Annotated in this window: 8 protein-coding genes; 7 read left to right on the top strand and 1 reads right to left on the bottom strand. The window is 48.1% G+C overall.

Going from position 1 to position 13,366, the window contains the following annotated elements; genetic code table 11:
* Positions 1-79: 79 nt before the first annotated feature.
* Positions 80-475 carry an HYC_CC_PP family protein gene (locus HGH91_RS04825; RefSeq protein ID WP_168737293.1) on the bottom strand — a complete coding sequence of 132 codons (396 nt, stop codon included), beginning with the start codon at positions 473-475 and terminating at the stop codon, positions 80-82.
* Between the two features lie 204 nt (positions 476-679).
* Between HGH91_RS04825 and HGH91_RS04820 the strand changes: the two genes are divergently transcribed.
* From HGH91_RS04820 to HGH91_RS04790, 7 genes are all read left to right on the top strand, one after another.
* Entirely contained in the window at positions 680-2,068 is a 1,389-nt protein-coding gene (locus tag HGH91_RS04820; protein ID WP_168737292.1) for an aminopeptidase P family protein, read from the top strand.
* Between the two features lie 13 nt (positions 2,069-2,081).
* Positions 2,082-3,398 carry a hypothetical protein gene (locus tag HGH91_RS04815; protein ID WP_168737291.1) on the top strand — a complete coding sequence of 439 codons (1,317 nt, stop codon included), beginning with the start codon at positions 2,082-2,084 and terminating at the stop codon, positions 3,396-3,398.
* 258 nt (positions 3,399-3,656) lie between these two features.
* On the top strand, positions 3,657-4,172 hold the full coding sequence (locus tag HGH91_RS04810; RefSeq protein WP_168737290.1) for a hypothetical protein: 516 nt from the start codon (positions 3,657-3,659) through the stop codon (positions 4,170-4,172).
* A gap of 472 nt (positions 4,173-4,644) precedes the next feature.
* Positions 4,645-8,025: a M43 family zinc metalloprotease gene (locus tag HGH91_RS04805; protein WP_168737289.1), complete on the top strand. Its 3,381-nt coding sequence runs from the start codon at positions 4,645-4,647 to the stop codon at positions 8,023-8,025.
* A 165-nt stretch (positions 8,026-8,190) separates the two neighbouring features.
* The gene (locus HGH91_RS04800) at positions 8,191-8,856 is read left to right on the top strand and encodes an RNA polymerase sigma factor (RefSeq protein WP_168737288.1); all 666 of its coding nucleotides are present in this window, start codon (positions 8,191-8,193) and stop codon (positions 8,854-8,856) included.
* A 61-nt stretch (positions 8,857-8,917) separates the two neighbouring features.
* Positions 8,918-9,907: a FecR family protein gene (locus HGH91_RS04795; RefSeq protein ID WP_168737287.1), complete on the top strand. Its 990-nt coding sequence runs from the start codon at positions 8,918-8,920 to the stop codon at positions 9,905-9,907.
* A gap of 51 nt (positions 9,908-9,958) precedes the next feature.
* A complete protein-coding gene (locus tag HGH91_RS04790) occupies positions 9,959-13,357 on the top strand; it encodes a SusC/RagA family TonB-linked outer membrane protein (RefSeq protein WP_168737286.1) in 3,399 nt (1,132 codons plus the stop codon).
* The last annotated feature ends 9 nt before the right edge of the window (positions 13,358-13,366 follow it).

Genomic DNA, 13,366 nt, shown 5'->3' with positions numbered 1-13,366 from the left:
AAGGGAATGCTATAAACGTAGCGGGAGATGATGGCGTACAGGAAGATAAGTAACGGGAGTACGCGGGGCTAACGGGGAATCAGATACGAAAAGTACAATGCAGTATATGGGAAGGCACCTTGTCGTTATAAGGTGGGGCATGTGTGATCGGAAAGGCAATAACCAGTGGGGTAACATAAGCCTGGGCAAATTCGAATGCCACTACAGGAACAGCCCCCGCAGCCAGGTATTGCGGCTGCGCGGTATTTTCTGATACTTTATGGTCCTTATCGAGTTTTACAGTCTTATACTTATCTTTACAACAGGGCTTGGTACATGACTTTTCGGGTGAAGGTCCACACTTACTACAGGGGCTATCCTGGTGCCAGAGCTGTACCGTTACCAGCTTATCCATGCAGTAGTGCAGGTGGAAAGTGGCGCCTGTAGAAGATCCCAGGTAGAGTATAGCCAATAGGAGTGTGAATACCTTTTTCATGCAATACAAAAGTAAGGGTAGGAACGGCATCTTTTGTTACATAATTTTTGGGTAGTTTTATATTTTATTATGATTGACCCGGCAGGCAGGTAGTTCGCAATATTTAACCACCTATCTACTCATTTTAACCTGACAACGCTTTATTGACGTTTGTTACCTAAATTTAACCGGTAATATTTAATCATCCATAAAACCATTTTGACAGTGTTTTCACAGGAAACTTATATCAACAGGAGAAGCCGGCTGCAAGCCGATATAGGCAGTGGCGTTATTTTACTGCCTGGAAACGACGACAGCGGCATGAACTATAAGGATAACATCTATCCCTTCCGGCAGGATAGCTGTTTTTTATATTTCACGGGTATTGACCAGCCGGGACTTACATTTGTTATTGATATAGATAATAACCGGGAGATCTTATTCGGCGACGAACTAACCATCGAAGCAATCATGTGGACGGGGCCGGTGGAAACGATCGCCTCCCTGGCAGCTAAGGTGGGCATTAAAGATGTGCGGCCCACTTCCGCCTTGCCCGACTTTCTTGCCCGCGCCCGCAGCAGCAAACAACCCGTACATTTTGTGCCTCCCTACCGGGGTGATACCATCGTTAAGCTGAGCGAATGGCTGGATATCCCCGTGGCTGCGATTCCGCAACAGGTATCAGTTGCACTCATAAAAGCGATCGTGCGTCAGCGCGCTATTAAAACAGCCGAGGAAGTACGTGAAATAGAAATGGCCGTAAACACTACCATCGACATGCAGTTGAAAGCCATGGAGCTGGCGGCGGCTGGCGTTACCGAAATAGCGATTGCCGGCGGCATCCAGGCAGTGGCTATTGCCGGCGGAGGAAATATTTCTTTCCCGGTGATCCTCACCGTTAATGGGCAAATCCTGCATAATCACCCGCATGACACGCCCTTACAAAACGGGCAACTGGTATTGTGCGATTGTGGCGCAGAAAATGCGATGCGCTATGCCGGGGACCTGACACGTACGCACCCGGTGAATAAGAAATTTACCACCGCCCAAAAGGAAATCTACGACATCGTACATCATGCCTATCAGTCGGCTGCCGATGCCGTGAAACCGGGTATCCGCTTTAAAGATGTACACCTGCTGGCCTGCGAAAAGCTGGCGGAAGGCCTGATAGCTTTGGGGCTGATGAAGGGCAATGCGGCAGAGGCAGTAGCCGCCGGCGCGCACACGTTGTTCTTCCCCTGCGGCCTGGGACATATGCTGGGGCTCGATATTCATGATATGGAAAACCTGGGCGAAGAATATGTAGGCTATACCGATACGCTGCACAAAAGCAAGGAGTTTGGTCTCAAATCATTGCGCCTGGGAAGGGAGTTGGAAGAAGGCTTTGTACTGACGATTGAGCCAGGCATTTACATCAACCCGATACTCAACGACGCGTGGCAGGCAGCCGGTAAACATACCGCCTTTATCAATTACGAGAAACTGGCGGCCTATAAAAATTTTGGCGGCGTGCGCGTAGAAGATAATTTCCTGATCACTGCCGATGGAGGCCGCAAACTGGGCCGGCCATTTGCCAGTACAGCCAATGAAATAGAACAACTGATTGCCCGCTAAATAATACCACGATATGAAGAAACAACTATGGGCATTGTTGCCTGTGATACTATTTGCCTGTACCATGCGTATGCCAAAAGCAACAGATAATGGGAAAGCGACCCTCGATAAACTCGCTGAAAAATATGTGCGGTTGGGATTAGCCATTGGTCAGTATGATCCTGATTTTGTAGATGCGTATTATGGCCCGGATTCGTTGAAGCCCGTGGGTAACAAATCCATCACCTTTCCGAAAGACAGCTTTTTGAAAGAGATAAGATACGTGAGGTTACAACTGGACGACATAGCCAAAAACACTACGAATGATACCATCCGTACCCGGGCAAACTGGATGGACACACAACTCACTGCCTTCAGCCGGCGCATTCAAATCATCACCGGCGTGTATGCTCCTTTTGATGTGGAGTCGAAAGATTTATTCAATGCCATGGCGCCCATTTACGCGGAAACACATTACCAGTCGCTGATCGCCTCACTGGATAGCCTGCTGCCCGGGAAAGGCCCGGTAGCTGCCCGGTTTCAGCAATTGGCCAATCACTTTATCATTCCTAAAAATAAACTGGATACCGTTTTTAAAACGGCGATAGCGGAAGCGCGTAAACGTACTCTATCGCATTACCAGTTGCCGGCAACAGAAAGCTTTACCCTGGAATATGTGACCGGCAAACCATGGATGGGCTATAACTGGTACAAAGGCAATTACAACAGCCTGATCCAGGTAAGCGTGGATATACCGATTTTTATAGAGAAAGCCATAGACCTCAGCTGCCATGAGGGATATCCCGGACACCATGTCTATAATATGTTGCTGGAAAAGAACCTTTACCGCGATAAAGGCTGGATCGAAATATCGCTGTATCCACTCTTCAGCCCGCAGTCGCTGATTGCAGAAGGTAGCGCCAATTACGGTATAGAAATGGTTTTCCCCGGTGAAGAAAAAATCGCGTATACCCGCGACGTATTGCTGCCACTGGCAGGCCTGGATACCACCGGTATCACCACTTATTTTAAAGCACTAGCCATCAAAGGAGCACTCAACTATGCACGTAACGAAGTAGGCAGAGGCCTGGTGAATGGCACGATGTCCGACTCCATTGCAAGCAGGTGGCTGCGGGACTATACGCTGCTCAACGAGGAATCTATCGCCAAAGGCATTCTGTTTATTAAAAAGAACCGTAGCTATGTAATTAACTACAATTACGGGCAGGACCTGGTAAAACAATATCTTGACAACCATTACGGCCAGCAGCCGGATAAAAGATGGGAGGGTTTTGGCTACCTGCTGAGCAACGAAATGACGCCTAAAAACCTGTTAGAATCAGGGAAATAGGATTAAACAACATCGCTGTCATATAACAGAGGCTGTCTCCTGGCTTTATAAGCATAGGAGACAGCCTTTTAAATATCCAATATATCTGGTTATAATTGTGTCATGGATTTATTATGATCCTTCGTTATTTTAATATCAGTTTCCATGAAATATCTCTATCCAGGTTTATTATTTGTATTTTTTTCGATGATAAGTTCAGGTTGTTTACCGAATTTCATTCATTGTTCCAACAAGTCTCCTATATTATGCTGCATAAAAATGGAATTTACAAAATCATTTAAAAATGAAATAGTAGATGCTGATAGCCTGATTCATTTTGATGGCTATTATTACAGATCTGATAACAACGGTAATGGCAATTATATAGTATTTTATAAGAATGGATTAGTGGGTTATGGATGTGGGGTTAATTATCTAAGAGATTTATCACGACCCAATGAACTTCTTCAATTTTGCAGTTCGTGGGGTACCTACTCCGTGTCATCAGATACAATAAAGATCAGATGTTCAGGTAAGGGAACCTGGATGGTACCTTATGACGCTATTGAGCTTTGGTTTTTGATCAAGGATAAAGAGCATTTTGAAATGTTAGTTTATAAAGACATTTGTTATCCTGACTACCCTGGTATTCGAACTTTGAAGTTTACTGCTGTGTATGTGCCGAGTAACAAACTGCCAACGTATGAAGACTGTTGGCTTTTAAAAGAAAAATGGTTTTGGAAAAATGAAAATGATTGGAAGCGGTTTGTCGATAACCTTAAAAAGCCAAAATAATTTTCAGACCATATAAAAAAGGATTTCTTAAAAACAACCTATACCCGTGTATAAATAATATTAGTCAACCATATGAAGAAGAAGTTTTATCATTTTATCGCGATACCAGGTTAATATCGGCAAAGAAGCTATCAATTTTGGCGTATACTTTTCAAGGGTATTCTTCTAAATTCGTATATAACAGCAGCATTCGAACAGCGCCACATTCCCGTTTATGAAGGTCCTTGCAGGACACGGTGTTTCAACCAAAACAGAATCAGATCAACGGTGTTGAATTTTCTATGACCCGCAGACGAAAGCCCTTATCTCCAATTCTCCCCGTTCGATTTATCAGCTCATCTGTAAAACCATTTTTATGAAGTAGAATTTTTGCGCCTTATTCATACAGCTAATTCAGTAGCTGTCACAATTTTACCGGCAGCAGGCTTGCTACCGGCAGGAATTCTTTTACCCTTATGTTTAAATCATTTATATGTTACAGTTATCTCAACGGATAATAGCGGCACTGCTTTGCCTCCTGGTGAGTGGAGGAGTAGCGGCGCAGCAAAAAAATGCGCCGGCTCCCTCGCCCGACCACTGCTCGTCTTCCAGGGCTATGCAGGAGCTGTATAAAAAGCACCCAGCCTCCTTGCAGGCTGCCCGCAAACAGGAAGCCTATATCAGCAGTATCGTGGCTAAAATGCGGGAACAACGGCGTACGCTGGCTACCCAGCCGGTACAATATACTATCCCGGTAGTATTTCATGTCAACGACCCGGTAAATCCTTATAAGGTAACCATGGAGCAGATCCGCTCTGCCATGGATATCCTGAACCAGGACTATAACCTGGCCAATGCAGATTATCCCCAGATTGATCCCCGCTTTATCGGGCTGGCGGCTAACCTGCACATTACCTTTCGCCTCGCCGATATCGACCCGCAAGGGAATCCTACTACCGGCGTAACCTATCACTACAACGACCTGGATGGCCGTTCTCCCGATGGATCCGGTGCTGCGGTGAAAAGCGTTTCCTACTGGCCATCGGAAAAGTACCTCAATATCTGGATCGTTAGTGAGGTGGAACAGAAAGGCGTGTATAATAATTCAGGCTGGACCTACCTCCCCGACGACTGGGTAGCGGCCAATCACCTCGATGGGGTGGTCTATAACTGGCGCTACCTCGGCGCGCCCGGTGTCGGTTGCTCCGAAAACGGTTACCCCTATATGAAACGGGTACTGACCCATGAAGTGGGGCATTTCTTCAACCTGGAGCATACCTTTGAAAATGGGTGTAATGCACCAGGAGATGGGGTCGACGATACACCACCTACTTTATCAAACTATGGCGGGTGTAATCTCAACGCCAACTCCTGTGGTCCGGTGGCCAACGTAGAAAACTACATGGACTATTCTTCCTGCACCAAGATGTTTACCATCGGGCAAAGCGACCGGATGCTGGCGGCGTTGACCAGCACCGTTGCGCATCGTAATAACTTGTGGTCGGCCGCCAATCTCGATGCCACTTTGCTACCCGATACTATCAAACGACTGGTGCCCGGGTTCACTTTATTCAACGAGAGCGATGTGAACAATGGTGCGCTAACAATGGCCGATACCCTGAAGTTGCTGGGTGGCGCTACGTTTGCCCTCAGCAGCGGCAACCTGGTGCAGGGCGTGCATTTCACAGTACAACAGCTGCCGGCAGGTCTTACCCCGGTGATACAGGTGATTAACAGCACCACTGCGGTATTGTCGTTTACCGGCAATGCCACGCAACATAGTGCGGCCAACAGCAGCGACAGCGTAAAAGTTACGTTCCTCAACGCCGCCGTCCAGGGTGGGGTGGGCGCCTTATACCGGCCATATATCAGCCTGGGTATTCATTTCATAGATCCATATAAGATCGTGTATAACGATATCCCGGATATTGTGATTAACAGTGCAAACATATGGACCTACTTCAGTTTCAACGTGGGGGACGGTAATTTTGGGGGGTGGCTCAACAGCGGTAAACTCCGGTTGGAAACCTATCAGAAGTCAGTCATTTGCGAAGGCAGTTCCCGGAACATCTCCCCACTGCCGGTGAATACGCTGATCGGCGATACGTCCAATTTCGTGGCTGGTGGTGCTTATCCCGATGAACATGATATTTACAGCAACGCCTATACGAAATGGGCCGGCAAAACGGCTTATATAGGTGTTAAATTTACGTTGAATGGTAAACCCCGCTATGGCTGGATTCGCATTACGGTAGCCGCCGATGGCAACAGCTATGTGATTAAAGACTACGCCTGGAACCAGGCGCCCAATGGCAGCATTGCCGCAGGTAACGCCGGCGCACCCACGCTTTCCTGGTCCCGGCTGCAGTTCCGCGAAACACTGGCTAACAACGGTGCCTTCAGCGATACCGCCGAAGTAGGTATCCTCGGTAACACCTTTGCTATCAGCAGCGGTAACTTTACCCGCAATACGCACTATACGGTCAGCAACCTGCCGGCGGGGCTAGGAGTGGAGCTGAAAGCGCTGAACAATACCACGGCGCGTTTAGCCTTTACAGGTAGTGCCACCAGTCACGCGGCCGCCAACAGTGCAGCTGTTACCATCAATATATTGCCCGCCGCCTTCAGTAATCAACAGTTGGCCGACAGCAGCCAGAAACAGTTAGCACTGAGTTTCCGCGACCCATATACTATTAAGTATATGGACGTAAACGATACGGTATATACAATTAATGCCACCAACAACTGGTATTATTTCCTGGTAGATAATATCCCCGAAGCGGCCTATGGGTTGTGGTCCGACAGCGGGAAGCTGCGACTGGAAACCTATCAGCAGCCTATGGTTTGCGATGGGGCCACCAAAAACATTTCCCTGCTGGCGCCAAATACCGTTATCAGCGATACCTCCCATTTTGTAGCAGGTGGCGCTTACCCCGATGAACATAACCTGGTAACCTCCACCTATACGACGTGGAAAGGCAAAACCGGTTATGCCGGCTTTACCTTCACTTCCGGTGGCGAGCATTTCTATGGCTGGTTCAGGTTTAAAGTAGCCACTAACGGCAGCAGCTATACGCTGATGGATTACGCCTACAACACCATGCCCGGCGGCAGCATCAAAGCCGGTCAGTCGGCCCCGGCAACCGCCGATACCAGCGTACACGTACAAGACTATTGTACCGCCAGCACCGCACTGGATTATAACACTATTACCCGGGTACGGTTGGCCAATCTCGACAACAGCTCCCAATGGGACGGCTACAAAGACTTTACCGCCCAATCGGCCACTGTCACAGCCGGCGGCTCTTACCAGCTGCAAATCAACCTGGCCGTGGAATACTGGCCGGATATTTCGGTGGCGGCCTGGGTAGACTGGAACGGGGATAAACAACTGAATGATACCACGGAGAAAATATTTGTGAAACGGGGCAGCGGTCCGTTTACCCAAACCATTACCGTACCAGCCAACGCTAAAACCGGCGCCACCCTGCTCCGGGTAAGAATGGGATATGGCAGCAACGTGAAACCCTGTGGGGTAGACTCCTACCAGGGAGAGGTGGAAGACTATACTATCAAAGTAACCGGTGGAACCATGCTGGCAAAAAAACTGGATGCCAACATCAATACTAACCGGCTGAATGCTACCAGTCCGTTTACCAATAAAATCAATATCACCTACCAGTCGCCGGTAGCGGGTACAATACTGGTACGCATGTATGATATGAACGGCTATATACAGAAGGAACAACAAAACCAGGTGGTGAAAGGAAACAATCATATACAGCTGGACAACCTGTCGCTGTTGGGCTCCGGCATTTATATCATTGATATTTCCAATGGTACAAGTCATCGCACTACCAAGGTGGTGAAGTAGGGCGTGGAATGCTGCTCACGCAAAGGCGGTAAGAAGCAAAGAAGCAAAAGAACAATATATGTCTTAGCTTCTTTGCTTCTTACCGCCTTTGCGTGAGCGTGAAGGTTAAAATATGTATACTTGAGGTTAATTTTTACATAGGTTACTCACAGGAAAAATAATACTTTGGCGGCTCATAACCTGTTCCCGGTGGCATTGTCTTCTCCACATAAAAATATAGCACCTTTGCCTGTGCCTGACAGCAAACCTGCTGCTGGAGAAGCCCTTGCCGTTTTCTGGACCGAATTTCAGCAACATAACGAACATGGCTTGTATAAGATCTATCATGAACTATATGATAACCTGTATCATTATGGAATATCCGTGGTGCTCGATCAACAAATGGTAAAAGAAGCCATCAACGACGTTTTCGTGGAGCTGTGGAAGAAACGGGAACAGCTGATCATGCCGGATCATATACCCAATTATATCTTTATCTGTTTCAAACGCCGCCTCAGCAAACTGCTGGGCAAAGAGCATAAGCGCTCTGCCAAATACGCCGGACAGTTGTTCCAGGAGCCGGAAGAGCAGCCGTACGAAGCCGTGCTTATCGGTATGGAAGCTGATATACAGTTACGCCATAAAATGGAAAAGGTGTTGGCCCAGTTAACCGCCAGGCAAAAAGAGTTTATCCGCCTGCGTTTTTATGAAAATATGAGCATGGAAGAAATATCCCTCAAAACTTCCGCCTCTGTACGCACTATTTATAATACCCTGCATGCCGCCATGGTACAGCTTCGCAGGATTTTGTCGTTCTTCTCATTCACCTTGCTGTGGTATTTGGTAAAATAATTTTCATTTTCTTTAGTAAAAAAGAAAAGTACCGGTCCTCTTTACATTAAACGGGCAATTCATGAACCTACAGGCCTTCATGGCGGAAGATTTTATGCTGAACGAATCCTTTGTACGTTACTGTCTGCAGAGTAACGACGAAGATGTTGCTTTTTGGAACGACTGGATTGCACGGAACCCTCATAAACGGCCGGAAACGGAGAAAGCGAGGGAATGGGTGCTGCGCCTGGGTGTACGACTCAACGCTTCCGAGAAGCAGGAAGAATTCAACAAGCTTCGCGCAATGATTGAAACAGACCGTGTCCAGGTAACGCGCCGTAAAAACTACCTGCCGTATGTGGCCGCGGCAGCCATGTTTGCAGGAGCTATCGTGGGCGCGTGGCTGTGGAAAAAACAACCGCATACGGAGCGTAGCGCCGCCATGGCGTACACCACGTACCATGCGGATAGTGTTCGTAAACAGGTAATACTGGCAGACGGGAGTACGGTGATCCTGAACTGCAACAGTACATTAAAAGTCCCTGCCAGCTTTAATCAGCAGGAACGCCACCTGATCCTGCAAGGGGAGGCGTTGTATGATGTACAAAAGGACGACAAACGGCCATTTACGGTAACCGCCGGGCAGGCAACTGTACAAGTGTTGGGCACCGTTTTTAAAGTAAGGGCCTACCTTTTTGAAAACAATGTACAGGTGTCATTGCTATCCGGGAAAGTGAACGTGGCCGCCAACAACGCGGCAACTGCACTGTTACCCGGACAAATGGTGAAGACCAGCCAGGGCGGGCTGATTGCCGGCACATTTGATACTGCAAGGGAATCGGACTGGCGCAGTGGACGATTATTATTTAAAGATGCTTCCCTCCAGGAAATAGCCAACTTACTGGAGTATTGGTACGGTGTTAAGGTGCATGTAGCACCCCGCAATTATCAGGCTATTCACTTCAACGGCCAGTTCGTGAATAAGTCTTTATCTGAGGTGATGGCCTCTATTACTTACATCACTAATCTTAAAATTAATATCTCCGGAAACGAGTTATTTATCAACCAATAGTGAGCGCAGCAAGGCTGCTATTCCATTCTAAACTATAAACTTTCTGACGTTATGAGAAAGCAAAGCATCTCTTGTCATTACAAGAGTATAGCCCGGCGTGTGTGCTGTATTGCGCTGGCAGTATGTTTACTGTCGTGGGTACAGATCCCCGAGGGACTCAAAAACAAAGTCGAAATAGGATTTTCTCAGTCGAGTGTACTCAACGCGCTTCGCTACCTGGAGAAAAATACCGCGTTAAAATTCTCCTATAACCGCGACGACCTGGAACGTACCGGCAAATTTTCTATCGATAAAAAAGTACGTACGGTGGAAACACTGTTAAAAGATATCTGCGCCGCCGCAGGCCTGGAATACCGGGTTACCAATGATATTATCCTGGTAAAACGCGCCGCTGCACCACCGGCGGTAACAAACCTGGAGCAGCAAAAGGAGGAGGACCTGCAGGGGATCGTAAAGGCTGCCACCGGCGAACTGATTCCCGGCGCCACCATTAAGGTAAAGGGCAGCAACAAAGGCACTTTCACTACGGAAGACGGAAAGTTTAAACTGGCCGGCGTACCGGAAAATGCGGTACTGGAAATTGCCTACATCGGCTACGAACCACAGGAAATTGCTGTGGGTGGCCGCAAAGAGTTCAGCATCACCCTGCAGGCGTCCGTGAAAGTACTCGACCAGGTGGTAGTAGTGGGATATGGTACGCAAAAACAAGGCAACGTTACCGCCGCCATCTCTTCCGTAAAAGGCTCCGCTATCCAGAACATGGCTACCAACAACCCGGTAGACGCCCTCCAGGGAAGAGTAGCCGGCTTGTCGGTAACCAGCACCGGTGGCCAGCCTGGCGCCATGGCCGATGTACGCATCCGTGGCCTCAGCACATTTGGTAACCACCGGCCACTCTTTATCATCGATGGTTCTCCCGGTGATCCCACTTACCTGAGCAATAACGACATCGCTTCCATGGAAGTGCTGAAAGATGGCGCCGCGGCCTCTATTTATGGTTCTTCCAGTGCCAACGGCGTAGTGATCATCACCACCAAAAAAGGAAAGAAAGGCGTACCGGTGATCGACTTCAACGCCTACTACGGCCTGGTAAGTCCCACCAGTAAATACAAACTCCTGGATGCAGACGGATATAAATCGGTACTTAAAATGATGTACCAGAATGCCGGCCGCAATTTACCTGCCTACGTCACCAAAAATACCGGCGTTAATACCAACTGGCAGGATGAAATCTCCCAACAGGGTAATGCCGAAAACTATAACCTCAACCTGCGCGGTGGAGGCGATTATATTACCTATGCCCTCAGTGGAGATATTACCAATGAGAAAGGTAATTTCATCGGATCTGATTTTAAAAAGAAAACGGTACGCTCCCGCAATGAATACAAAAAAGGTATCCTAACGGTAGAAGCTAACCTGACCTACTCCGAAACTAAAACACAGGTACAGAGATTTTCCCTTCGGGAAGCCTATTTCCAGTCGCCTTTACTCCCCGTGCTCGACAGCAGCGAGAAATACGGATATGGCCTGACAGTAAACGGTTTGCCCAAATACCAGAACCCCGTAGGCGCCGATCATTATTTCCAATCATACAACACTACGCAGTATTTCAACGTAAATACCCGCTTAACCCTTGATTTGTGGAAGGGATTGAAAGCGGTAACAAACCTCAACCTGGTAAATGCCAACAACTTTGATTTTGCTTTCCGCCCCGCTGTACGGATCAACGCCAACGATGGCGCCGTACCCTATGCTTATCTCTATAACCAGCGTGCCAACAACCGGCAACGCCTGATGGAAAACCTGCTTTACTACGATTTCAATAAAGGAAAACACGCACTCAATGTACTCGCGGGCTATACGGCACAGGAAACTACCAGCGATTGGCTGAACGTTACGGCCGATGGTAAAACCATTGTACGTACCATCCAGGACGGTCAGTTGGTAGAGAAAACAGTGCCCGGTGGATTCCTGGATCCCTCTTTCGTTACCATGGACGGCGCACTCGGAGGCACTTTCGGCGCCGGAGGCAGCAAAACAAAATATGTGCGCCTGTCTACGCTCGGCCGCATCAACTATGCCTACGATGATAAATATATGATCCAGGTATCAGTGAGAAGGGATGGTTCCTCCAAATTCGACCTGGCCAAGCGTTACAGCGTATTCCCTTCTGTAGCCCTGGGATGGAATATCCAGAAAGAAAACTTTATGAACAATATTAGCTGGCTGGATATGTTGAAATTGCGCGCCAGCTACGGTGAACTGGGAACAGAAGAAGCATTGCTGCCCTATGATCACCTGAACCTCATGTATGTCGACAATACCTGGTTAGGCGGCTATGTACAGGGTAGTGGCAGCACACCGTGGACCGGTATCATCGGGCAGGACCTGCTGGGCCGTGAACTGCATTGGGAAACCAGCCGTTCTTCCAATATAGGCGTCGACTTTGCCCTGCTCCAGAATAGACTGAGCGGCTCTTTCAACGTTTTTAACAATAAAACGGATGGCTTACTGATCACCAAAGAAGTACCGCCTTCCTCCGGTGTAAATAATCCTACGCTGAATGTTGGTAAAATCAGCAACCGCGGATGGGAACTGGAGTTTACCTACAGCAACCACGAAAGCGCCCTCCAATACAGCCTTACCGGTACGCTCAGCAGCGTGAAGAATAAAGTGGTAACACTGGCCAACGAAGGGCAGACGTTATATGGTACCGGCCTGAAATTCGGCGCAGACCATATTGCCAACCAAACCCGTGTAGGTAAAGAAGTAGGGGCGTTTTACCTGTATGAAGCAGATGGTATATTCCAGTCGGATGCAGAAGCCGCCAACTATAAAAATAAAACAGGCGATCCCCTGCAACCTGCCGCCAAAGCGGGTGATATCCGGTTTAAAGATACCAATGGAGATGGCGTGATCGATGAAAATGATAAAACCTACCAGGGATCAGGATTTCCGAAATTGGAGTATGGATTCAATATCACGCTCAATTACAAAGGGCTCGACCTGGTACTGTTCCTGCAAGGCGTAAGCGGCAACAAGATCTACAATGGTAACCGCTTTGAACTGGAAGGCATGGATGCCGGCCGTAATTTCCTCACTACTACCTTAAATGCCTGGACACCGGATAATACGCATACAGACATGCCACGTGCTGTATTGGGCGACCCTAACAGGAATGCCCGCGAATCTACCCGCTTCCTGGAAAATGGTAACTACCTGCGCATGAAAACGATCCAGCTGGGGTATACCTTCCCACAAAGCATCCTGGGTCGTTATAAAATACAGAAACTGCGCCTGTTTGCCAGCGGACAAAACCTGTTAACGTTTACCCATTACAGTGGGCTGGACCCGGAAATAGGCAGAACCTCTGTACTCAATACCGGTATGGATCGGATGGCATACCCTCAGAACAAGAAAGTGATACTGGGTGCGCAATTGTCTTTCTAAGCATAAAAT

Source organism: Chitinophaga eiseniae (genome assembly GCF_012641265.1).
Classification (GTDB): domain Bacteria; phylum Bacteroidota; class Bacteroidia; order Chitinophagales; family Chitinophagaceae; genus Chitinophaga; species Chitinophaga eiseniae_A.
This window is presented reverse-complemented; position numbering and strand designations above follow the sequence as displayed.